This is a genomic window from Spirochaetota bacterium, from assembly GCA_040756435.1.
In the GTDB taxonomy this organism is placed as follows: Bacteria; Spirochaetota; UBA4802; order UBA4802; family UB4802; genus UBA4802.
Genome location: JBFLZD010000006.1, coordinates 36,227 through 59,849, shown reverse-complemented (window position 1 = coordinate 59,849; position 23,623 = coordinate 36,227). Strand labels below are relative to the sequence as shown.

Here is a 23,623-nt window from a genome sequence, read left to right as displayed (position 1 = left end):
AGAACAAGAGAGGTACCAATGAGAGAATGTGTATTCATTGATGGTGTCCGAACACCAAACGGCAGAGCTCATCGTGAAAAAGGCTGGTTCAGACACTTAAGGCCCGATGAGTTATTAACACCAGTGTACAATGCACTTTTTGAGCGAAACAGCAAAGTTGCTCCTGATATGGTTGATGCTGTTTTTGTTGGTTGTGCTAATCCATCAGGCATGCAGAATGATATCGGCAGGTTAGCATGGTTAGCATCTGGATTACCAGATTCAGTTCCCACCAATACTTTGACCAATCAATGCCCATCAGGCATGTCAGCCACCATGCATGCCGCACGAGCAATTATGACTGGCGAAGCAGATGTTATAATTGCTGCGGGTGTTGAAGATATGGAAAAAGTACCAATGGGTGCCAACATGGATTTTCCTCCACGATTGTTAAAATATTATAATGGAGCGGATCTTTTAATGGGTGCAACAGCTGAAAAGGTTGCTGAACAATATAACATTTCCCGGGAAGATATGGAAAACATGGCTGTGTGGTCAAATAAAAAAGCATGGGAAGCAACTATAGCAGGGAAATTTAAAAAGGAGATAGTTCCTATAAAAGGGTTGGATGATGACGGAAAAGAAATTCTGGTAGATAGAGATCAGTGGGTGCGCGAGAAAGTTGATGTTGAAAAAATGAAAACCATGATGTCACCATTCAAGCCCAATGGTGTTGTCACAGCTGCAACATCGTCACCACTCACACAGGGTGCCTGTGCATTGCTTCTTATGAGCCGTGAAAAAGCTGATAAACTGGGCCTGTCTTATCGGTATAAATATTCTTATGGTGTATTAGCAGGATGTGATCCTACTGTAATGGGAATTGGACCAATTCCTGCTATAAAGAAACTAATTGCACGGACTGGTTTAAATTTAGACGAAGTTGGAGCAATTGAATTAAATGAAGCTTTTGCAAGCCAGTCATTAGCATGTATACGAGAATTAAAACTTGATAATGATAATGCTCCATTTAAGCGTGTGAATGTTTGGGGTGGTGCTATCGCATTAGGTCATCCGTTAGGTGAATCAGGTGCACGAATAATTATAACACTGTTAAATGTGCTGGCAACTGAGTTTCCTGATGCTAAATATGGATTGGCTTCCCTGTGCGGTGCTTTTGGCAATGCAGGAGCATTGCTTGTTGAAAAGGTTAATTAATATTATTTATTGCAGAATGTCCATTGGGGTGTCCCAAAACAAACAGTATGGCTCTCTATGATGCAGGTGCAAAGTCATTGCAAAGATGTTCCTTTTGGGACACCCTCAATTAGAATATATTTTTACCTGATAATTTATTAACGAATAAAGAGTAATTACAAATAAATTTTATCACATTAATTTTTAAAAGGAGGTTTGTCATGAAAAGGCTTTTAACTTTCTCTTTAACAATTATTTTTGCAAGCATTTCAATCATTGTTTTTTCACAACAATCAAATTGGAAATTAGTACATGAAAGTAAAGAAGATCAAGCTTCATTACAAATTTATACGCGAGACATTCCCGGATCACCGTATAAAGAATTTAAAGGTGTTAGTTTTTCAGATATTCCTTTTGATATTGCTCTGAAAGTTATTCAGGACTACAATAATTACCACAAATGGTATGGCATGTGTAATGCATTATATCCAATAAATGTACGCAATCCAAAAGATCTTGATATGTATTTCATCCTTGACCTTCCTGTTGTTACTGATCGAGATGTTGTTGTTAAAGTTGAATGCGGCTGGGATGAGAAAAAAGGAACCGCGTGGGTAAACATGTCATCAGTAAATGATAGTACTTATAAAAATGACAGTGGTTTAGTACGAATGACATCTTTAAAAGGGAGATGGGATATAATCAAAAAAGATGAAAATCATGTAGAAGTTATTTATCAGGTGCATGCTGAATTAGGTGGATCACTACCAGCCTGGGTGGTCAATATTGCAGCAAAAGATCAACCATTAAAGACTTTAAAAGGTGTTTATAAATACTGTAAAAAGATACGAGATAAAAAATAGTAAGTAATACTCATTATTGATAAAAGAGGCATTATGATATATGCCTCTTTTTTTTATTTATGAATTATCTTGACACTGAATACAATCTAATTTTTTTAATGTATCAATACTCATTTTAATTTTTTTAACCAGACAGGATATCCCATGGTAATGCTTTTTATACTGATAGTAGGTATGTATGTTATAACCATTGGGCTGTTAGAACTTGTAATGCCTGCCCGAATGTTACAATTATGGATACAAATTTCTTCAAGCAGGTTGTATTTTCTTTATGGGATTGCATTAATAGTAGCGGGATTTCCATTAACTCAGGTCCCATCATCCAACCCTTTATCTACCCCACTTTTCATCATTGGATTAATAGTGGTCTTTTCTGGGCCATTCGTTTTGATTTATCCTGAAAAGATAAAAAATATATTTTTTCAAGGACTTGAGGAATTGGGGCAAACAGGAAGCCGCTTTGCATTGATTATTGATGCAATAGCTCGAATTGCCACAGGAATACTATGTATAGCTGCGTATCTACTCAGATAATATAATCTACATGACAATATTAACCAATTTTCCAGGCACAACTATTACTTTTCTGACTGTTTTCCCCGCTATCATCTCTTTAATTCTGTCATCATCAAGAGCTACCTTTTCCATTTCTTCTTTTGTAATATCAGCAGGGACATTTCGTTTTGACCGTATCTTTCCATTTATCTGGAACACAACTTCTATTTCATCCTTTGCGGTAAGCTCTTCTTTGAAATCAGGCCATGGCTCATCCAGAATAAAATTTTTATGCCCCAGGACCTCCCATAATTCTTCGGCAAGATGTGGCACAAACGGTCCAAGCATTGGCAATAGTTTATCAAACAATTCGGATACTACCATTTTCCCGGCATCTGTTCGTATCATTTCTTCATTTACCTGATACAACGCGTTTACCAATTCCATCATACGGGCAATTGCTGTATTAAATTGCATTCTATTTTCTATATCATGCGTCACTGATTTGACCGTGCGATGAATTTCGCCTCTTAAATTTTTTAACGCAGTATCTAACACTATACCATCAAAATTATATTTTGTATAACAATCACTATATTTCTGAACAATGCGCCATACTCTATTCACAAAGCGATAGCAACCTTCAACACCCTTATCCGACCAATCCAGATCCTTTTCAGGTGGAGCTGCAAAAAGCATGAATAGTCGTACAGTATCAGCACCATATTTGTCTATGATATCATCAGGATCCACAATATTGCCCTTGGATTTACTCATCTTTGCTCCATCTTTAATAACCATGCCCTGAGTTAAAAGACGTGTAAACGGTTCGCGGTATTTAAGGATTCCAAGATCATTAAGCACCATGGTAAAAAAACGAGCATAGAGCAAATGCATACATGCATGTTCTATTCCACCAATGTATTGATCAACGGGAGTCCAGTAATTGACCTCATCAAAATCAAAAATTTCCTTTGAATGAGGAGAAGTAAACTTTGCAAAATACCATGAAGAATCAACAAAAGTATCCATGGTATCTGTTTCACGTTTTGCTTTCCCTCCACAGTGTGGACATTTGGTTTCATAAAATTCGGGCATCATGGTAAGTGGTGATCGAGAATCACCATGAAAATCAACATCCGTTGGCAATACCACCGGCAAGGTATCATAAGCTACAGGCTGTGCACCACACTTTTCACAATACACAATTGGTATAGGGCAGCCCCAGTATCGCTGTCGTGATATAAGCCAATCTTTTAGGCGGTAATTTACTTTTTTGTAGCCTATACCTTCTTTTTCAGCATAATCTGATATTGCTTCAATGGCATTCTTATTAGCCATACCTGTAAAGGGACCGGAATTCACACATACACCATCATCCACATATGCATCTTTCATTGATGCAACATCAATGGGCAAAGAAGGATTATCAATAACCAGCTTTATAGGAATTCCATATTTTTTAGCAAATGCAAAGTCACGTGTATCATGTGCGGGTACTGCCATAATAGCACCTGTTCCATATTCCATAAGAACAAAATTACCCACATACAGAGGGACAATATCACCGTTAAATGGGTTTATGATTTTTATTCCGGTATCTATGCCTTCTTTTTCTTTTTCTTCAGAAAGCCTGTCTACCAGAGACTGCTCTTTGATTCTTTTTATAAATTCCTTTACTTTTGAGTCTTTTACTCGCTCCAGAAATGGATGTTCAGGAGCTATTACCATAAAAGTTACACCGTAAATAGTATCGGGACGCGTGGTAAAAATTGGGAAGTCTTCACCAGTATCAGCAACCTTGAAATTTACAACCAGTCCTGTTGATTTACCTATCCAGTTTCTCTGCATTACAATAACACGTTCAGGCCAACCCTCTTTTAGAATATCATGGCCTGATAACAGATCCTCAGCATAATCGGTTATTTTAAAAAACCATTGCTCAAGTTCACGCTGGGTTACCTGTGTTTCACATCGCCAGCATACTCCATTTTCAACCTGTTCATTGGCAAGCACTGTATTGCACGTTGGGCACCAGTTAACCGGTGCTTTGCGCTTATAGGCCAGTCCTTTCTCGTACATCTTGATAAAAACATATTGATTCCATTTATAATATTCAGGTGTATGGGTTGCTATCTCCCTTTCCCAATCATAAGAGTACCCTAACATCTTAAATTGCTTTTTCATATAAGCAATATTGTCATCTGTCCATTTTTTAGGAGGAATATTATGCTTGATAGCAGCATTTTCTGCAGGTAAGCCAAATGCATCCCATCCCATGGGATGGAATACATTAAAGCCCTGCATTCGTTTATAACGTGCTACAACATCGCCAATTGAATAATTGCGCACATGACCCATGTGTATTCTACCAGATGGATATGGAAACATTTCTAATATATAATACTTTTGCCTGTTTTTATCACGTTTTGATAAAAATACCTTCTCGTTATTCCATCGGTCCTGCCACTTTTTTTCAATTTGCTTGGGTTTATATTCCTTTTCCTGCATACATCATCCTCCAATAATACATTTTACACCAGTTGCACCCAATACATCAATAGAGTCTATCACTATATATTAATAAAATACAAATGCACATTATTCACACAGGTTTTATCGTCAAGTATTTTGTTAACAGGTAACTATCGTACAAATATTATAAGCCAAAATGTCCATACTGCTTTTCTTCAATCTGTACTATAATTTTATTGTACATACTTATTATATCCCGATACAGGACAATAGCTGTAACCTTATTTTCTTTTACTACAGGTAAAAAATCAATCCCATATTCATCCATTCGTCTTAGCGCCTCCGCTGCGGAATCACTCTCGCTGCAGGGATTAACATGTAATACAATATCCTGACAGATCAGCAATTCAACCACATCACTGGAAAGTAGTGCCTGCCTGACTTCATTTAATGATAATATCCCTGCATAGCCACCATTATCATCAACTACAATAAGCCTTTCCACTTCAATCAGTTTATCCATTGCAAATTTGAGTGGTGCTTTTGTATTAATTATCTGAAAATCCTTGCTTGCTATTGACTGGACAGTAACTGATTCAAGAACATTAATACGGCTTTTGCGCACATCAATGCCCTCTTCCAGCAACTCTAATTCATAGATGGTGCCTTTATTATAGTAGGTAACAGTCAGGTGCGATATCACCGTAGCAAGCATAACAGGAAGAATAATTCTATAATCATTGGTCAATTCAAATACCATCAATATGGCAGTAATTGGTATTGAGTTTAAACCAGCAAGCATACCACCCATACCTATGAGTGCATACGCAACAGGATCAAGTGTTACCCCAAATATAGAAAGCAGTGATGCAAATAAATAACCAACCAGTATGCCTATACATAATGATGGAGCAAATAAACCGCCATAGGCTCCAGTTTGAAAATATAGTGCTATAAATATAATTTTTAATACAAACAATATAAGCAAAATATTTACAGAAAATTCTTTTGCCAGGACTTTATTGATTAATTCATACCCAATGCCATAAATATCTGTATAAAACATAACTGCAACAGCAAATAGGAGTGATAGTGGTAACAATATGGCAATTGTGTCATCCTTTCTTATTTTTCTATAAAATTTTTTTATTATGTGCGATAGTTCCATAAATAAAAGCGCAACAATGCCACACACTATTGCTAGTAGAATAAAATACAGAACCTCGTGAGTATTAACCTGAAATTTGGGAATCTGTAACAATGCAACATTTCCTAAATATGCTTTTGAAACCATATCCGCAGATACAGATGCTATTACCAGAGCACTCAATGACTCATTTTTTAAATCATTGAGCAATATTACCTCTATCCCAAAAAAGACGCCAGCTATAGGGGCATTGAATATAGCAGAAATTGCAGCACCAGCTCCTGCAACGGTATATGTGGTCATTTTACGGATATTCAAACGAAAAAGTGATGAAATATATGAACCAAGTCCACCACCAATTTTAGCAGAAGGCCCTTCAGGACCCAGCGGTGCACCAGTACCCAATGTCACAGCAGAAGCTATCAAATGAAACAACGTTGTAAAAAGTGGAATGGGGATTTTTTGCAACAGGACAGATTTTATAACACTGGTAACTCCTCGTTCAGACGCCTGCTTTGGGAATAATCGCGTTAAGCCTATAATCATCAACGCCCCAATAACAGGAACTATCGCCATAACAAATGATGGAATTTCAAGGTAGCGTGAAAAATGCGAAGGATTGATTGCAAAACGCATCCACTCAATGAGAGTATGGAACCCCATAGCACCCAGGCCAGCAGCAGTTCCAATGACAAGCGAAATGCCAATCTGTAATATGTATTCTTTCAGGTCATATCTGGTAGTGAAAAATTTTTTTATACTATCATAATAGTACTGGAGAATATATAGTGTTTTGTTCATGTGGCAAAAAATTACTTAGCATTACGAAGTATTTCAATAATATTTTTAGTGCTTTTAGCCTGAATCATTTCATTGCGTATTGTATCGTTTTTTAGAACCGACATTATTTTAGATAATAACTTCAAATACTCTTTATGCTGGCGTTCACCCGCAGCTACCAGTACCACCAGGTGTACTGGCTTTCCATCAATAGAATTAAAGTCAATCCCTTTTTTCGAAATACCTATAGCAAATGCAATTTTATTAACTGATTCCAGTTTAGCATGCGGAACCGCTATACCAAAACCAATGCCTGTTGTCATTATTTCTTCACGCTCCTTCAATGCATTGATGAATGCTTTGATATCGGAGCACACATCGGTGCCTTTGAATACGTCCGCAAGCTCTTCAATGGCCTTATATTTGTTTTGTGATTTTAAAAACTTAATAAACTTGGTATCCGTAAACTCCAGTAATGAACTCACAACTATCTCCTGATTGTATATAGTAAAATATTCAATTCATGATATCAAAAAAATAATATTTTCATACATACTTGATTATCGAATACATAACCCATCATGATAATCAATTTTCAATGCTTCCTTGAACAGTATACATTTATTTTCACAGCCTTTTAGATATATTTTAAAATATTTCATGTCAATAATTTAATTGCAAAACTCAATTAATTTCTTAACTTCAATTAGTATATAAAATAACACACCCTGTACACTACTATCATCTCATGAAGTTGAGTCATGCTAACATATATGAATAAAATTTTTAATAATGAAGAGCAATTAGCAAAAAAATTTTATTGACTTAGTACAATATTTATATGTTAAAATCTTAATGAACAACCAATTATAATACATTATAAAATATTTTATATAAAAGGGGTAGAGGTATGGGATACACACATTATTCGCAGGTATTCTGGGATCAGGTTAACAAATACGGCAACAGAGTAGCAATGCGGTATAAACCAAAGGATAGCTGGGTAGAATTTACCTGGAAGCAATTTGGTGATATGGTAAACAATACCAGCAAAGCATTAATTGAATGTGGTATTGGCGAACAGGAAACAGTAGGAATATTTTCACAAAATATGCCTCAATGGTCTATTGCTGACATTGGTTCATTATGTATACGGGCAATTCCTGTTCCTATTTACGCAACCAACACAGCAAAACAGGCAGAATACATCATCAACCATGCAGAAATAAAAGTTATATTTGTGGGGGATGCAGAACAATACTCCAAAATCATGCAGATACTCCCTGATAATAAATTCTTGCAGAAGGTTATCGTCTTTAAAGAGACAGTACCAATACAAAAATCTGATACAATAATGTATTTCAGCGATTTTTTGAAAATTGGGCAGCAGTCCTCCAAAGACAATGAAGTCAAAGAAATGATGAGCAGAGGAACATTGGATGACCTTTTAACATTAATTTATACATCTGGTACCACCGGTGAACCCAAAGGTGTAATGCTAACTCACTCAAATGCTCTTTTTCAAAAAGTGCAGCATGATTTACGACTGATTGACCCAAATGAAAATGATATATCACTTGCATTTTTGCCATTAAGCCATGTATTTGAACGTATATGGACATACTATGTGTTTGCAAAAGGTATGACCAATAATTACTTGGAAGACCCGGCAAAGATTGTTGAATTCATTCAGGAAGTCAAACCTACCATCATGTGTGCCGTCCCACGGTTCTATGAAAAGATTTATGCAACAGTCTATAACCGATTAGAAAGCGCTCCACCAGCCAAACAAAAACTTTTCAAATGGGCTATCAAAGTTGGTGCACAGCATAATAACAAAAAGAAAGACCAGCTTTTTATATCACCACTGCTGCGTTTTAAATATAAAATAGCTGACACACTTGTACTCAAAAAAATACGGGATGTTGTAGGTGGAAGAATAAAATTCTTCCCCTGTGCAGGAGCTCCCCTTTCACAGGAAATTGAAGAATTCTTCTATGCCTGTGGCATATTTATTTGCTATGGCTATGGATTAACCGAGACCACAGCAACCGTTACCTGCCATGAACAGTATAATTTTAAATTTGGTGCAGTTGGCAAACCTCTCCCTGATGTAGAGGTCAAGATTGATCCCAGTAACGGGGAAATTTTAGTACGTGGCGGCAATGTCATGAAAGGCTATTACAAAAAGCCAGAAGCAACGGCTGAAGTACTTACCCATGATGGCTGGTTCAGAACCGGTGATGCCGGATTCTTTGAAGAAAATGGTGAACTCAGAATTACTGAGCGAATTAAAGACCTCATGAAAACATCAGGCGGGAAATACATCGCTCCTCAGATGATAGAAAGCACCATTGGTGCCGACCATTTCATTGAACAGATAGCGGTCATTGGTGATCAGCGAAAGTATGTTACTGCATTGGTGGTACCTTCATTCCTGGCACTGGAAGAATATGCAAAAGCCCATAATATATCGTATACAAGTAAAGAAGACCTAATCTCAAAACCTGAGATCATTGAATTTTACCGGCAGCGAATAGAAGAAGCGCAGAAAGAATTTGCACGGTTTGAAAAGATCAAAAAATTTACCCTTCTTCCTCAGGAATTTACCGTTGAATCAGGCGAGATAACTCCAACCTTAAAACTTAAACGCAAAGTTATTGCTGAAAAGTATAAAGATATCATTGATGCAATGTATAAGGATGATAAGGGTGAATGACAGAAAGGGGACGTCTCAAAACAAACCGTGGGGTTCACAATAATGTGAGTGCAATGTTATTGCGAGCGTAGCGCCAGTGCTGAGCTTGTCGAAGCAAAGCAATCTTAATGCCGCAGAAGATGAGATTGCTACGCGCCTGCGGCGCTCGCAACTATGGGATTGCTTCGTCATTTCATTCCTCGCAATGACGCGGTTGTAACGTAATTGCAATGAGGTGTCTTTTGGGACACCTCATTTTTTATCTACTGTTATACCTTTGCCATCTGTTGCAAGTTAGCTATCGCTAAAAATGCTTCATGAATGGCATCATTTATTTTTCCTATCTTTTTGCAATCGCCAATGATCGTGTGCGCAATACCAGCTTTTTGCAATTCATTCCCCAGCGGATTAACCGGCCTTGAGCCTACTGCAATAACCACATTATCAAATTCCTGTGCTATTACAGTATTATCCCTTGAAAAAACTACAGCTTTATCCGTAATCTCAGTAACCCTGGCAGATGTAATCACATTAACACCAAATTTTTCCAATTCCAATTTCAATATCCACTTTGTCGACCTGCCAACATCCTTACCAATAGAAGGAAGCATCTCAATAATGGTGACAGTACTGGTGCCCTGTGTTATTAATTCTTTCAATCGTTCCACTGGTTCTGCTTCAAAAAACATCAAAAAATGCAGTGCTTCAGGTGACAATGTACCCTTATTTGCAATAAACAATGCTGTTTCTATACCAACAGCACCTCCGCCTATCACTGCAACATTGCGCCCCAATTTGGGATTATCACGCAAAACGTCCCAGGCTGAATATACATGTGGATTATCTATGCCCTTGATGGGGGGCTTCAGCGCTTCAGCACCTGTAGCAACTATTACATGATCAGGCTTCTTTTTGTTTATAATATCAATTGTTACCGCTGTATTCAAATGTACCGGAATTGAATATTCTTCTATCATTGCTTTATAGTAGCGTATAATCTCAAGTAATTCATGTTTATGTGGTGGTGCAGCAGCTATATATAACTGGCCACCAATTTCATGTTCTTTCTCATAAATTTCTACTTCATGCCCTGCCTCTTTTGCCCGTACTGCTGCTTCAAGTCCTGCAGGTCCTGCACCCACAACCATAATCTTCAACGGATGAGAAGTTTTTGCTAAAGAGCGTTCAAACTCATACCCTGCACGAGCGTTTAGAATACATCCTACCGGCATGCCACTGAACAATGTATCAGTACAACCCTGATTACAACCCACACATGGCCTTATAAGCTTTGCTTTTCCCTGCATAGCTTTCTTTGGCCAGTACGGATCAGCAATCAGTACTCTTCCTAAGTTAACCATATCAGCCATGCTGTCGCGAAGTATCTTTTCAGCTTCAGCCGGTGAGCTTATTCTGTTGGAAGCCATAACAGGCACATTCACTGCTTTTTTAATATTGGCAGCTAAATACGCATACCCTCCACGCGGTAATTCCATGGGAAGCTGTGGAACCTTAGCTTCATGCCACCCACCCGTAACATTAATAATATCCACACCTGCTTCTTCATATACCTTAGCAAACAACGGTGTTTCTTTGCTTGTGTTGCTTCCCGGAACAAAATCATGGCCTGCCATCCGTATGCTGATTGGGAAATCTTTGCCAACTGCCTGACGCACCTTCTCAATCACCTCTCTTGGGAAGCGTACCCTGTTTTCAAATGATCCACCATATTTGTCTGTTCGTTTATTAGTTATGGGCGATAGAAACTGTGTAATGAGATACCCTGCCGAAGCAATAATCTCAACGCCATCAAAGCCCGCTTCCTTTACACGCAGCGCAGCATCAACGTATGCTTTCTGGACAATTTCGATGTCCTCCAGTGTCATTTCTCTGGGTGTTTGCTTTGAGTATTTTGAATAGACCGCTGAAGGGGCAATAGGCTGAACGCCATCAGTGAGCATTGAATACGAATATGCCCCAGCATGGAACAGTTGTACAAACGTTCGCGCTCCTTCACTTTTTATAATCTGTGCTAATTTTGCAAAATCAGGAATCCTTTCATCTGATGCCAGTGATAAAGCAACTCTGCCAGATCCTGCAATATCTATCCCAACCGGGCCCACAGTAACAAGACCAGCTCCCCCTTTTGCTTTTTCTCTGAAATATTCATAGTATCGATCATTCAAAGTACCATCGTATGAATACATTAACCCTAAAGCAGGGTAAGCAATCCTGTTTTTGATTTCCAATGTATTAATGGTTATAGGTGTGAAAAGAAGTTGATACATAGAGCCTCCTAAACATAACACTGTTATGTTTAGATTTTATCACATTACCACTTTATATTACAACTTTTTTTACAGAATTAATAATAAAAAATTTTTACTATGATTTACCAACATATCTGTTATTATGTGCTACTATATATTTTTAATAGATTTTCATAATCTTATATGTAAATTTTAGTTAATATTTTTTTTAATTAGCATACATACTTGAATAATGGAATTCATATAATGATTACACCTCGTACAAAAGGTATTCTGTATGTACTTCTTTCTGCAGTTACGTTTTCTTTATCAACCGTGTTTGCAAAATATATTACCAGTACATCCCCCATTCATGGTATAGAGGTATCCTTTGTAAGGTTCCTCATTGGATTTATTATCTCTTCAGGGTATATTGTCATCCATAAAATGAGCATTCGCCCTAATAATATACCCCTGGTGCTTACCCGTGCTGTATCAAACACCGTAGCAGCAATACTTTTTTTTGTTGGAGTCCAATATACAACAGTTACCAATGCAAATATGCTCAATATGACATATCCTGTTTTTGTATTTGTGCTTGCTCCTTTATTTAATAAGGAACGCATTATAAAAATCAATTTTTTGTATCTTATGCTAACACTGGCTGGCACCTATCTGGTGATACTGCCTCATTACAGTACCATCAATATTGGTGATGTTTATTCATTTCTTTCAGCAATTATTTCTGCTATTGCTGTAGTAGCACTTCGTGAATCACGAAAATATGATAGTACATCAATTATTTTATTCCATCTTATGAGCATTGGGCTTGTTATAAATGGCATTGCAATGATTCCGGTATTTACAATTCCCGATAGTATCACATTTTTTTATATGCTGCTTTCAGGCTTAAGTGCCTATTTAGGACAGGCTTTTTTTACTGCAGGATTCAAGTTCATTGATGCAACAAGTGGTTCCATACTATCTTCAAGCAGGATATTTATTGCAGCATGCATGGGTATATATTTTTTCAATGACTCATTTGCCACAAACATCATTATTGGCGGATTATTAATCACAGTGGCTCTGATAGGAGTGAGTTTACAGGAACACAAAGATATACATTAATCTTCTATAAATCCGCGCATCATCATATCCACACTACTTGCCAGTGCTTCCAGGTCATATCCTCCCTCAAGGAATGCTATCATGCGGCCACCACTGAATTCATTGGCAACCTGTTTTAACAGCACAGTAAATTTATAGTATGACTCAGAGGTAAGCCCTATATATGATAAGGGGTCGGCATTGTGTGCATCAAAACCAGCTGAAATAAGGATAATATCAGGTTCAAATTTTATTAATGCAGGAACTATCTGATTTTTAAAGACATCTAAATATTCAGGTTCACCACTACCTGCCGGCATTGGAAAATTCAGTGTATATCCTTCGCCCTCTCCTTTGCCCCGTTCGCTGCGGGCACCGGTTCCAGGATAATGAGGATACTGATGCGTGCTGATGTACATTACGGTTTTATCACGCTCAAAGGTATGCTGTGTTCCATTACCATGGTGTACATCCCAATCAACTATCGCAATTTTTTTTAATCCATGCTCTACCTGTAAATATTTAGCTGCAATTGCAATATTATTGAATATACAAAAACCTGCAGCATAATCATACTCAGCATGATGACCGGGAGGGCGAACTGCACAAAAGCCGCGTATTGCTTCACCCGACATAATGGTATCACACATGTTGAGGCTACCACCTACTGCAAATAGCGCAACCTCATATGAACGCTTGCATACAGCTGTATCCATGGAATCTAAATAATGTATGCCGGATTCTATCTCCTGCTTTACGCGGTCAATGTATTCCGCAGAATGCACCAGTTCTATATACCGCTTTGCTCCAATTTTTGGTTCAACCTTAATCAGGGATTTATAATATGTCTGCTGACGCAATCGCTGATCTATAGCTGCCAGTCGCTCAGGTCTTTCTGGATGTCCCCATCCTGTATCATGGTCCATATATACAGGATCAAACAGGTATGCAGTAGGTACCATAAACACCCCGCATATTCAATAATAGTTTTACAAAACCAAATAAAATGTTTTATAAAAAGTCAAGTACTTTAAAAATTGAGTTGGTAGCTTACAGAGGATACCTAACCCCTAACCGTATTACCAGCCCTGACATATCCAGTTCTAAATCGCCGCTTTTAAGAGGTAAGCTGCGATATCCAGCTTCAGCATAAAAATCAACCTTTGAATCAGCAGCCGGCTTTAACGAAGCACCAAAGAAAAGCTCCCATGAAAGCCCGCTAAAAAGTTTGGTAATGGAATCTGCATTATATGACTTACCTGTATTTGAATCAGTAAAATCAGGCTGTGAATAATGCAATATCATGAATGAATAGCCAAGGCCAATGGTTACGAAGGGCGTTACATACAGTTTATCCTTTAAGTTTGGCAAGCGCACCTGTGCATTGAACATCATAGGGATAACATACGCATTGGTATCTGCTTTTACATCTACATACACTGTACCTTCCTGTTTAACACCAATCTTTCTGTCCCATTTAACCCAGTAAAATCCTGATTCAAGGCCTGTTACAAAATATGGGTCAAGCAGCCAGTTGTAATGTAAGGAAATATCCAGGCCATATTTTGCAGGGTCATCGGCATATGAGGTACCCAGGGTACCGTTTAACTCGGAATTGGCAGCAAATACAGTAGAACTTGAAGTAATTATAATAATTAAACTAAAGATTACAAATGGTATCCTTTTCATATTCATAGCGTCTCCTGCTGTTAAATATTTTTTTTACCTTACGTAAGGTGCTATTGTCTGTCAACATCAATTTAATGATAACCATTTTACAATTGCAATTATATTATCAAAAACATATATCCCATGTATTCAACCATTACTGAAAGACTATTTGCAATTTTTAAATATTATTTATTATCAATACATAAAAATTGTTGATTATTTACACGATTTAAATGCATATTGTTATATCTTCTTTTAAATAACCAAAAATGTTGTAATATATTATTTATTTAAGGTATATCATTATGAAAAAATTAACAGTGCTTTTACTATTTCTTTTTATGATTTCTTGTACATCAGTAGACAAATCAGTGTACATAAAAGATAAACAGGCTTTACAAAAGCCTATTCGTATAGCTGTGCTAACCTTTGTTGATGCCCCAAAATATCCTGGTTCAGGAGTAAGTATTGCTGACGCATTGACAAGTGAACTGGTACAGATATCTAACTGGGATCTGGTGGAACGATCTCAGGTGGAAAAAATTATTAAGGAAAAATCCTTAGACATGACAGGATTAACCGATGCACAACTGACTGATATAGGCAAACTGGCTAAAACAGATTATATTATTGTGGGAAGTGTATCAGATTATTATTATGACAGGCAATTTTATATTGTACCAAAGACAAAGATAGCATTCAATGCCCGTATTATCAATACACAAACAGGGAGCATTGTAGGCACTTTACGCTATAACCGTGAAACCAATAAGAATGCATGGTGCGGATGCTGTCTATTAGGGTGGTATTATCTTCCTATATTACTGCTTACTGACCAGAATATTAATACAGATGTAAGCAAAGCTGCTCGTGATGTGGTAAGGGCTATAGAAAAGGATATTAGTGGTAAAAAAGGGTGCTGCATATAATGCATCCCTTTTTTACTGATAGCTGTCTATAATAGTTCCCAGGCCTTCAACACTGACATTAGCAACCACATTTGCTTTTACCAGTTTTTCACTTAATCCAGTACGTACTGCAGCCAGCCCCTTAAGCAGATTATTGAGTTGTTCTATGCTCTGTTCTATTGCTGTTATGTGTTGTGCCATCATGACACCCTCCTTTGTGTCAATCATTAATTTCTATTTGCAATATCGACTAAATCTGCTATATTCTTAATACAATATTTTTTTTCAAAATTTTTTGTATCTTTTAAAATTATCTTCCCATCAAATTTATTAACTGAATTCCATAGTATAACACAAATACTTAGACATGGGTGTTCACAATGGCTGGGAATTAAACACAACGGTTGCTATAGCCTATCAAAGCAGGGAAGGTGAAATGAATACATTCTATTTTCAGAAGGAGACTCTTCATAATGAAAAGTAACAAAATATATTTAGCAATATATACCTTAATTTTGTTTATGATTGCATCCGAATATTATGGATACGCTGATACTAACATTACTATACATCCTGTAAAGAAAGTACTAAATGTAAAACCAAATACAAAAGCCTGTACTATTATAGATATAGAGCTACCTTCAAAAGGCTATATCTATGCCAACCCCAAAGGTGAAGGAACCGGAAAAGCTACAACCGCTTATACAAAAGCAACGCAACACATAGTACCCGGAAAAACGCGTTATCTTCCCGGAACCTTTTATATTTCACCTCTTGACAGCAAACCCGTGTATATTTACAAAAAGCACACCTCACTCTGTATCCCATTTACACTACATACGGCAAAAGAAGGTTCGTATTCATTATCAATCACTATTGAGGCATTATATTGCAATGATGTATCCTGCACCCCCATACGGCAGACTGTCACCCAGATAATCAACGTTGATAAATCAGCCTCTGAATTTGACACTTCATTATGCGCCATGTATAAAGAGCCTGAAGCTATAATTCATACAGTAAACAAAAAGGATGCATCCGGTCATTTTAACGTAATAGATGCAGGCAGTTCTTCTCCATTAAGTTTATTCCACGCAATCTTCTTTGGCATTTTAGCAGGCTTTTTACTCAACTTTATGCCCTGTGTGCTGCCTGTAATTAGCCTGAAAATTTTAAGTTTTATATCATATGGCAACAACAAACCACGCCAGGTAAGGATTATGGGATTGCTTTTTACCGCAGGGATACTCACATCATTTCTGGCATTGGCTTCTCTGGCAGCATATGCTGGATATAACTGGGGTGAGCTTTTTCAGCATAAAACATTTATTATTATTATGGCAGCCATAATTTTCGCACTGGCATTATCGTTTTTTGGTGTGTATACATTCAATATTCCACGACTTCCACAAGTACAAAGTGCCAATATATACGTAGATTCCTATTTCAAAGGCATAGTTGCCACACTACTTGCTACCCCCTGCAGCGGTCCGTTTTTAGGGGCTACACTGGCATGGTCATTAACGCAGCATCCAGTTATAATTTTTATGGTTTTTATTAACATTGGCCTTGGCATGTCCTTGCCATATCTGCTTTTATCATTCTATCCGTCACTTATCAGGTTCATTCCCAAACCAGGAGACTGGATGATAACATTTGAGCAATTCATGGGATTTCTAATGGTTGCCACCACTATCTACCTTGTCACATTGCTTGATGCATCTACATTGATAAAAACTATTTGGTTTTTATTACTTGTATCCATTGGATTATGGCAATGGGGACGGTTTGGAAATTTAACAAAACCATCTCTACAGCGAATAATTTCATTTGTGGTGCTTGTGCTACTTGTTTTTTCTGCAAGCATACTATTTTCTTCCAAAAAAACATCACAAGCTACCATAACCTACAAGCCTTATGACTGGGAGGCGATAGTTCATAACAATACATCGCAGGTTGCAATGGTCATTTTTACTGCACAGTGGTGTCCAAACTGCAAATTTGTTGAAGCTACAGCATTATCATCTTCAGATGTTATTGAATTTATCCATAAGAATAATATTGCTGTGTACAAAGCCGATATTACAACAAAAAATCCCCCAGCAGAGACCATATTGCAACAACTGGGTTCACGATCAATACCCTTTGTAGCTATCTTCCCTTCAGGGGATAATTTTTCACAACCTGTTATCCTGCGTGATATTTATACAGCAAAAGATTTATTGAAGGCTTTGCAAAAAGCTCTGGAATTGAGCAAACAATCAGAGGTTCCTCAACTGATGACTATTCCTTAAAGGTAAGCCAATGCAATCACTCAAATATTACTATGAGCTGATACAAAAAGTTGATGCATTTACTGACTCTGTCGTTGAAACGTACGGCAAACAATTACATTGCAGGGAGGGCTGCAGCAGTTGTTGTATACTGGAAAGTATAATGCCGGTTGAACTGATACCCATAGTACAATGGTATATAAAACAACCTGAATCAATAAGAACCATAATTAAACAGAAAAGCTATCATTCCTGTATATTTTTGCATAACAATAGCTGCATTATCTATCCTGTACGGCCTGTAATTTGCAGAACCCATGGCTATCCGGTTTTAATACATAACGGTGTTGATATCTGCCCATTAAATAATGGCATACGCTTTGAACCACAATATATTCTCAATTTAGAAAACTGTAACACAATGCTTGCAGCTATTAATATTTTATTTATTAAGGAAGTACAAATCCCTATATTACAAACAGAACGTATTAACTTACGGGCGTTTTTTCAAAGCCCTGAAACCGATATCTTTTCTATAGTGCATACCCTCAAATGATACAGACGGTATAGCATTATATACTTTATGGTAGGCTTCTTCTAAACTGTCGGCTATTGCTGTAATATTCAGCACTCTACCCCCATTGGTAAGTAATTGCCCATCCCGTTTAGTACCTGCATGAAAAACAAGGATATCCTCAGGCAGTTGGTCCAAACCTGTAATAGGTAAACCCGTTTTATATGAACCGGGGTAACCTCCTGAAGCAAGGACCACAGTAATGGCATGCTTATTCCTGAATGTAAGATTCATACTGGAAAGTTTTCCATCAATAGCTGCCTGTATGAAATCACCTAATTTGCCATTTACCAATGGCAATAACACTTGCGTTTCAGGATCACCAAAGCGAACATTGAATTCCAATACTTTAATATCATTGCCTTTAATAATAAGGCCTGCATACAAAATCCCAACAAAAGGCATCCCCTCATTTTTCATACCCAGAATTACTGGTTGAAGAATTTCCCTGTGCACCCTTTCCAGTATTCTGCTGGTAACCACTGGAGCCGGTGCATATGCACCCATACCACCGGTGTTAGGCCCTTCATCATTATCATATACCCGCTTATGATCCTGGGCAGCAATAAATGGCAACACTGTTGTACCATCACTGATCCCCAGTACGGATGCTTCTTCACCATCACAAAAATCCTCAACAAAAACTTTTGCGTTATCTTTGACCATCTCATGAATAAACTGCAGTGCAGTCTCCCTATCCCTGCACACACCCACACCCTTACCTGCAGCAAGCCCATCTAACTTTATTACAACCGGAAAAACCGCTGAAGATTCTATATATTCTATTAGCGATTCTTTTCCTTTAAATTCCCTGAAATGAGCTGTTGGCACATTATATTTTTGCATGATATATTTTGCAAAAAGCTTGCTACCTTCAAGTTGTGCAGCCTGAGCTGTTGGACCAAATACCCTAACACCTCTGTTCTGTAAAAAATCAACTACCCCATCAACAAGAGGAGCTTCAGGCCCAATTATAACAATATCAATATTTTTTTGTTTGCAGATAGTGTATAATGATTCAAAATCATTCACAGCAACCTGAATTCTAAACCTCTCATCAATACCACCATTGCCGGGTGCAACATATACCTCACTGGCACTTCCATCATGAATCAACCTCCATGCAATGGCATGTTCACGCCCGCCAGATCCTACAACTAAATATCTCATTGATCCCTCCTGTTATATGCATGTATTGTTGTAAACAAGAGATATAATTTTTCAATCATTTTATATAAACATCTTTCATTCACACAATATTTTTTATATTCGATAAGAATAATTCTTGAACTTAAAGTATGTACAGTATATGAGATAACAACACCCTGATATAAGGAGGTTTGCTATGCGCCTGAGTAATGAAGCAAAAGTTGGGCTTTTAGTTATGACAAGCTTTACTCTTTTTATTGTACTGGTTGGACTGTTAACAAAATTTAACATTTCACAAAAAGGCTACCGGTTACATGTATATTTTGGATTTTTAAACGACCTTAGAGTTGGTGCCCCTGTCAAAATTGGTGGTGGCATCAAAATTGGATATGTGGATGAGATCCGCCAGACTGGTGAAAAAACAGATGTTATACTATGGATAGATAAGGGATACCGGTTATCAAAAGCAGCAACGTTTTCAATCTTTACATCAGGCATGATTGGGGAAAAATATATTAATGTTGTCATTCCTCCAATGAGCGAGGATGTTGGTTTTCTTAACGACGGGGATATCAAGTATGGTATTGACCCTGCAAGCTTTGACCAGATGATGCAGACATTCCAGAGCTTTATGCAGGATAAAAGCGGTGCCCAGATCCTTGCCGAGATATTCCAGAATTCAAATAAATTTGTTGCAAACTTAAATAAAATGGTTGATGAAAACCGCTATGATGTAAGGCAGTCAGTTGGTACTGCACGTGCAGCTATTGTAACTTTTTCCCAGCAATTGCAGCAATTTATGAACCAGATGAATGTTATTTCAAAAAATATGGCATATATCTCTGAAAAAAACCGTGAAGATATTACCATTACATTACAAAATCTTTCTGAACTCACATCCAGCATGAATAAAATTGCATATCGTCTTGAAAAGGGCCGTGGAACAATGGGAAAGCTTCTGTATGATGAAGAAATTTATACTAACATACGTGATGCATCCATTTCAGCAAAAGAACTTTTTTCAAGGCTTGAAAAAGATCCATCATTACTACTCTTTAAGCAGAAAAAATAACAATGCCTAAAAAACCAAAAACAATATATATCTGTAATGAATGCGGGGCAACATTTCAGAAATGGTTGGGTAAATGCCCGGAATGCAACGCCTGGAATACCATAGTTGAAGAAATACAGGATACTCCTGTTGTTAAAAACGAAATACCTTTTGAAAATTCCATCCTTCCCCTTTCACAGGTGCTGTCGGAATCTATTCAGCGTATTCCAACCGGTATTGGCGAATTTGACCTTGTTTGTGGTGGAGGAGTGGTTCCCGGCTCCATTATCCTTCTGGGTGGTGAACCAGGTATAGGCAAATCCACGCTTGCCTTACAGGTGGCTCAACACTGCACCACACTGTACTGCTCTGGAGAAGAAACCTTGCAGCAGATACACTTACGCTCTCGCCGCCTTAATATCAAGCCTGATTCAATACATCTTTCGTCAGTTACCGATATTGACCATATTGAAGCACTCATACGCTCCAACACACCTCAACTGGTAATTATAGACTCTATCCAGACACTGTATTCCAGAGAGATAACATCACCTGTTGGTTCCGTAAGCCAGATACGCTATACCGCGTCACGGCTTGCTGATGTTGCCAGGCAAACGCAAACCTGTATACTATTAATTGGTCATATCACCAAGGATGGCTCTATTGCAGGTCCAAAAATACTGGAGCATATTGTTGATACGGTACTTTATTTTGAAGGAGACTTTACCCGTGACTATCGCATATTGCGTGCCTTTAAAAACCGTTTTGGATCAATTAATGAGATAGCACTATTTACCATGACCGCCACAGGATTAACAGAAGTAAAGGACAAGAACTCACTATTTGTTCAATCACATGATACAAGCTTTCCGGGAAGCGTTATCAGTGCCACCATAGAAGGAACGCGAACCATACTCTTTGAAGCACAATCACTTGTTACTGCAACAAGCTTTTCTAACCCCCGCCGGATGGCAGATGGTTTTGATGTTAACAGGCTTAATCTGCTGGTAGCGGTCATTGAAAAGCATGCAAAGATTTCATTAAGCTCGTTTGACATATTTATTAATGTTGCAGGCGGATTTACCATCGATGATACATCTTGTGACCTGGCAATTGCCGCCGCCATTATATCCAGTTTAAAAAATACAATCATTCCCCATACCACCGGCATCATTGGCGAATTATCACTTTCCGGACAGGTTCGCTCTGCAAGCCACTCATTACGCAGGCTATCGGAATTTTTAAACTCCGGTATAACCACCATTATTTTACCCCGCAATAATATATCTGAGGTTTCAAATGCCGGCTTTTCCGGGACACTAATACCGTTAACCACCATTGCAGAGCTTACACAAATTTTACAGCATCTTTGATTTTTACGTTGATTATTGCACCATTATATGTAATACTTAAGCAAATAATTGAAATATAGTGTGCTCCATGCTATATCTTATATAACACCACAACACTATAGACAATACAATTCATTGACTCATAGAGGTACCACATGAAACCAAAAGACGGATATTCAGCTGAAGAGCTTTTAAATTCTACTCAAGGGCTATCCTATAACGATTTTATCATATTACCGGGTTATATTGACTTTAACCCTGATGATGTTGATTTAGAAACACAATTAACTCGCAATATTAAACTCAAACGGCCTCTGGTATCCAGCCCCATGGACACGGTCACTGAATCTAAGATGGCTATCAGTTTAGCATTATTAGGGGGGATTGGGATCATTCATTACAACAATACCATTGAGGAACAGGTAACTTTAGTACGAAAAGTTAAACGATTTGAAAATGGATTTATAACAGATCCGGTTGTATTATCTCCTGAACATACTATCGCCCATATTGATGAAATTAAGGAAAAATTTGGCTTTTCAGGCATACCCATCACTGTTGATGGCAATTTAGGTTCTAAACTGGTAGGCATTGTTACCAACAGGGATATTGATTTTGAAACTGACCGGTCAAAAAAAATAAAAGATGTAATGACCACCGATCTTGTCACTGCAAAGGTTGGTATTACACTGACACAGGCAAATGAGTTACTTAAAAAATCTAAAAAGGGCAAATTACCGATAGTTGATGATGAAGGAAGGCTTGTTGCCCTGATGAGCCGTAATGACCTTGTTACCAACAGAGAATATCCCTTTGCTTCAAAAGATGCCAACAAGCAGCTAATGGTTGGAGCAGCCATTTCCACCAAGGATGAATCAAAAGAGCGATTGCAGGAACTTGTGAAAGCTGGTGTCAATGTTGTGGTTATAGATGCAGCACAGGGCAACTCCATCTACCAGATAGAAATGATTAAATATATTAAAAAGAAATACCCTGAACTTGATGTCATTGCCGGTAATGTTGTAACCGTTGAGCAATGTGAAAATCTTATCAAAGCTGGGGCAGATGCTCTTCGCATTGGCATGGGTCCAGGCTCAATCTGTACCACACAGGTTACCATGGCTGTTGGCCGTGCACAATCAACTGCGGTGTACCGCTGCAGCAAGTTTGCAAAACAATATAATATACCTACAATTGCCGACGGCGGGATTGCAACAATAGGGCATATAGCCAAAGCACTTGCAATTGGTGCATCAACTGCAATGATGGGCTCCATGTTTGCCGGTACCGAAGAAGCGCCTGGCGAATATTTTTATGAAAATGGTGTGCGCCTAAAACGTTATCGTGGTATGGCATCCCTTGAAGCCATGGAAAAAGGCGGTTCAAAACGCTATTTTGCCGAAGACTCCAAGATACTCGTAGCCCAGGGTGTTTCTGGCGCTGTGGTTGATAAAGGTTCAATGTTTGATTATGTGCCCTATCTGGTACAGGGTTTGAAACACGCTTTTCAGGATATGGGTGTGCGTACTATTAAAGAGCTTCACGAAAAGCTTTATAAAGAAGAGCTTCGCTTTGAATTGCGTTCTCTGTCAGCCCAGATTGAAGGTGGTGTGCATACCATTTATTCGTATAAAGAACCCAAGTATCTGTAGCCA

General features: G+C 37.9%; 19 protein-coding genes. 11 read left to right on the top strand and 8 right to left on the bottom strand.

The window, feature by feature from the left end; all coding sequences use genetic code 11:
• Window positions 1–18: 18 nt before the first annotated feature.
• The 3 genes from AB1444_03170 (at window position 19) to AB1444_03160 (ending at window position 2,573) form a co-directional block, all read left to right on the top strand.
• Window positions 19–1,197 carry a thiolase family protein gene (locus AB1444_03170; GenBank protein ID MEW6525651.1) on the top strand — a complete coding sequence of 393 codons (1,179 nt, stop codon included), beginning with the start codon at window positions 19–21 and terminating at the stop codon, window positions 1,195–1,197.
• Window positions 1,198–1,397: 200 nt separating this feature from the next.
• A complete protein-coding gene (locus AB1444_03165) occupies window positions 1,398–2,039 on the top strand; it encodes an START domain-containing protein (GenBank protein ID MEW6525650.1) in 642 nt (213 codons plus the stop codon).
• A gap of 144 nt (window positions 2,040–2,183) precedes the next feature.
• Window positions 2,184–2,573 (top strand): hypothetical protein, encoded by a 390-nt coding sequence (locus AB1444_03160; GenBank protein ID MEW6525649.1) that lies wholly within the window; start codon window positions 2,184–2,186, stop codon window positions 2,571–2,573.
• A 6-nt stretch (window positions 2,574–2,579) separates the two neighbouring features.
• Here AB1444_03160 and leuS read toward each other — a convergent pair whose 3' ends face one another.
• From leuS to AB1444_03145, 3 genes are all read right to left on the bottom strand, one after another.
• A complete protein-coding gene (gene leuS / locus AB1444_03155; GenBank protein MEW6525648.1) occupies window positions 2,580–5,045 on the bottom strand; it encodes a leucine--tRNA ligase in 2,466 nt (821 codons plus the stop codon).
• A 148-nt stretch (window positions 5,046–5,193) separates the two neighbouring features.
• Window positions 5,194–6,957 (bottom strand): chloride channel protein, encoded by a 1,764-nt coding sequence (locus AB1444_03150; GenBank protein ID MEW6525647.1) that lies wholly within the window; start codon window positions 6,955–6,957, stop codon window positions 5,194–5,196.
• An 11-nt stretch (window positions 6,958–6,968) separates the two neighbouring features.
• Window positions 6,969–7,421 carry a PTS sugar transporter subunit IIA gene (locus AB1444_03145; GenBank protein MEW6525646.1) on the bottom strand — a complete coding sequence of 151 codons (453 nt, stop codon included), beginning with the start codon at window positions 7,419–7,421 and terminating at the stop codon, window positions 6,969–6,971.
• 425 nt (window positions 7,422–7,846) lie between these two features.
• Between AB1444_03145 and AB1444_03140 the strand changes: the two genes are divergently transcribed.
• Window positions 7,847–9,655: a long-chain fatty acid--CoA ligase gene (locus tag AB1444_03140; protein MEW6525645.1), complete on the top strand. Its 1,809-nt coding sequence runs from the start codon at window positions 7,847–7,849 to the stop codon at window positions 9,653–9,655.
• A gap of 248 nt (window positions 9,656–9,903) precedes the next feature.
• Here the strand turns inward: AB1444_03140 and AB1444_03135 are convergent, their stop codons facing one another.
• Entirely contained in the window at window positions 9,904–11,922 is a 2,019-nt protein-coding gene (locus AB1444_03135) for an FAD-dependent oxidoreductase (GenBank protein MEW6525644.1), read from the bottom strand.
• A 228-nt stretch (window positions 11,923–12,150) separates the two neighbouring features.
• On the opposite strand from AB1444_03135, the gene AB1444_03130 reads away from it, so the two are divergent.
• Entirely contained in the window at window positions 12,151–13,011 is an 861-nt protein-coding gene (locus AB1444_03130; GenBank protein MEW6525643.1) for a DMT family transporter, read from the top strand.
• On the opposite strand, the gene AB1444_03125 is transcribed toward AB1444_03130, so the two are convergent.
• Window positions 13,008–13,952 (bottom strand): histone deacetylase, encoded by a 945-nt coding sequence (locus tag AB1444_03125; GenBank protein ID MEW6525642.1) that lies wholly within the window; start codon window positions 13,950–13,952, stop codon window positions 13,008–13,010. The two genes, AB1444_03130 and AB1444_03125, sit on opposite strands and share 4 nt — an antisense overlap.
• 88 nt (window positions 13,953–14,040) lie before the next feature.
• On the bottom strand, window positions 14,041–14,679 hold the full coding sequence (locus AB1444_03120; GenBank protein MEW6525641.1) for a hypothetical protein: 639 nt from the start codon (window positions 14,677–14,679) through the stop codon (window positions 14,041–14,043).
• 287 nt (window positions 14,680–14,966) lie between these two features.
• Between AB1444_03120 and AB1444_03115 the strand changes: the two genes are divergently transcribed.
• The gene (locus AB1444_03115) at window positions 14,967–15,590 is read left to right on the top strand and encodes a CsgG/HfaB family protein (protein MEW6525640.1); all 624 of its coding nucleotides are present in this window, start codon (window positions 14,967–14,969) and stop codon (window positions 15,588–15,590) included.
• A 12-nt stretch (window positions 15,591–15,602) separates the two neighbouring features.
• On the opposite strand, the gene AB1444_03110 is transcribed toward AB1444_03115, so the two are convergent.
• Window positions 15,603–15,773 carry a hypothetical protein gene (locus AB1444_03110; GenBank protein MEW6525639.1) on the bottom strand — a complete coding sequence of 57 codons (171 nt, stop codon included), beginning with the start codon at window positions 15,771–15,773 and terminating at the stop codon, window positions 15,603–15,605.
• A 269-nt stretch (window positions 15,774–16,042) separates the two neighbouring features.
• Here AB1444_03110 and AB1444_03105 point away from each other — a divergent pair, with 269 nt between their 5' ends.
• Both AB1444_03105 and AB1444_03100 read left to right on the top strand, forming a co-directional pair.
• The gene (locus AB1444_03105; protein MEW6525638.1) at window positions 16,043–17,863 is read left to right on the top strand and encodes a cytochrome c biogenesis protein CcdA; all 1,821 of its coding nucleotides are present in this window, start codon (window positions 16,043–16,045) and stop codon (window positions 17,861–17,863) included.
• Between the two features lie 10 nt (window positions 17,864–17,873).
• Window positions 17,874–18,398 (top strand): YkgJ family cysteine cluster protein, encoded by a 525-nt coding sequence (locus tag AB1444_03100; GenBank protein MEW6525637.1) that lies wholly within the window; start codon window positions 17,874–17,876, stop codon window positions 18,396–18,398.
• On the opposite strand, the gene purD is transcribed toward AB1444_03100, so the two are convergent.
• Window positions 18,336–19,586, bottom strand: a complete 1,251-nt coding sequence (gene purD, locus AB1444_03095) for a phosphoribosylamine--glycine ligase (protein ID MEW6525636.1) — start codon at window positions 19,584–19,586, stop codon at window positions 18,336–18,338. The genes AB1444_03100 and purD overlap by 63 nt on opposite strands.
• A gap of 175 nt (window positions 19,587–19,761) precedes the next feature.
• On the opposite strand from purD, the gene AB1444_03090 reads away from it, so the two are divergent.
• From AB1444_03090 to guaB, 3 genes are all read left to right on the top strand, one after another.
• Window positions 19,762–20,637 (top strand): MlaD family protein, encoded by an 876-nt coding sequence (locus tag AB1444_03090; GenBank protein ID MEW6525635.1) that lies wholly within the window; start codon window positions 19,762–19,764, stop codon window positions 20,635–20,637.
• A gap of 2 nt (window positions 20,638–20,639) precedes the next feature.
• The gene (radA, locus tag AB1444_03085) at window positions 20,640–21,989 is read left to right on the top strand and encodes a DNA repair protein RadA (protein MEW6525634.1); all 1,350 of its coding nucleotides are present in this window, start codon (window positions 20,640–20,642) and stop codon (window positions 21,987–21,989) included.
• Between the two features lie 134 nt (window positions 21,990–22,123).
• Entirely contained in the window at window positions 22,124–23,620 is a 1,497-nt protein-coding gene (guaB, locus tag AB1444_03080; GenBank protein MEW6525633.1) for an IMP dehydrogenase, read from the top strand.
• Window positions 23,621–23,623 lie beyond the last annotated feature (3 nt).

Coding starts and splice junctions, on each gene's coding strand:
- guaB (MEW6525633.1), top strand. CDS start 22,124: ATGAAACCAAAAGACGGATATTCAGCTGAAGAGCTTTTAAATTCTACT.
- AB1444_03110 (MEW6525639.1), bottom strand. CDS start 15,773: ATGATGGCACAACACATAACAGCAATAGAACAGAGCATAGAACAACTC.
- AB1444_03120 (MEW6525641.1), bottom strand. CDS start 14,679: ATGAAAAGGATACCATTTGTAATCTTTAGTTTAATTATTATAATTACT.
- radA (MEW6525634.1), top strand. CDS start 20,640: ATGCCTAAAAAACCAAAAACAATATATATCTGTAATGAATGCGGGGCA.
- AB1444_03140 (MEW6525645.1), top strand. CDS start 7,847: ATGGGATACACACATTATTCGCAGGTATTCTGGGATCAGGTTAACAAA.
- AB1444_03090 (MEW6525635.1), top strand. CDS start 19,762: ATGCGCCTGAGTAATGAAGCAAAAGTTGGGCTTTTAGTTATGACAAGC.
- AB1444_03150 (MEW6525647.1), bottom strand. CDS start 6,957: ATGAACAAAACACTATATATTCTCCAGTACTATTATGATAGTATAAAA.
- AB1444_03125 (MEW6525642.1), bottom strand. CDS start 13,952: ATGGTACCTACTGCATACCTGTTTGATCCTGTATATATGGACCATGAT.
- AB1444_03130 (MEW6525643.1), top strand. CDS start 12,151: ATGATTACACCTCGTACAAAAGGTATTCTGTATGTACTTCTTTCTGCA.
- AB1444_03160 (MEW6525649.1), top strand. CDS start 2,184: ATGGTAATGCTTTTTATACTGATAGTAGGTATGTATGTTATAACCATT.
- AB1444_03100 (MEW6525637.1), top strand. CDS start 17,874: ATGCAATCACTCAAATATTACTATGAGCTGATACAAAAAGTTGATGCA.
- leuS (MEW6525648.1), bottom strand. CDS start 5,045: ATGCAGGAAAAGGAATATAAACCCAAGCAAATTGAAAAAAAGTGGCAG.
- AB1444_03135 (MEW6525644.1), bottom strand. CDS start 11,922: ATGTATCAACTTCTTTTCACACCTATAACCATTAATACATTGGAAATC.
- AB1444_03170 (MEW6525651.1), top strand. CDS start 19: ATGAGAGAATGTGTATTCATTGATGGTGTCCGAACACCAAACGGCAGA.
- AB1444_03115 (MEW6525640.1), top strand. CDS start 14,967: ATGAAAAAATTAACAGTGCTTTTACTATTTCTTTTTATGATTTCTTGT.
- AB1444_03165 (MEW6525650.1), top strand. CDS start 1,398: ATGAAAAGGCTTTTAACTTTCTCTTTAACAATTATTTTTGCAAGCATT.
- AB1444_03105 (MEW6525638.1), top strand. CDS start 16,043: ATGAAAAGTAACAAAATATATTTAGCAATATATACCTTAATTTTGTTT.
- purD (MEW6525636.1), bottom strand. CDS start 19,586: ATGAGATATTTAGTTGTAGGATCTGGCGGGCGTGAACATGCCATTGCA.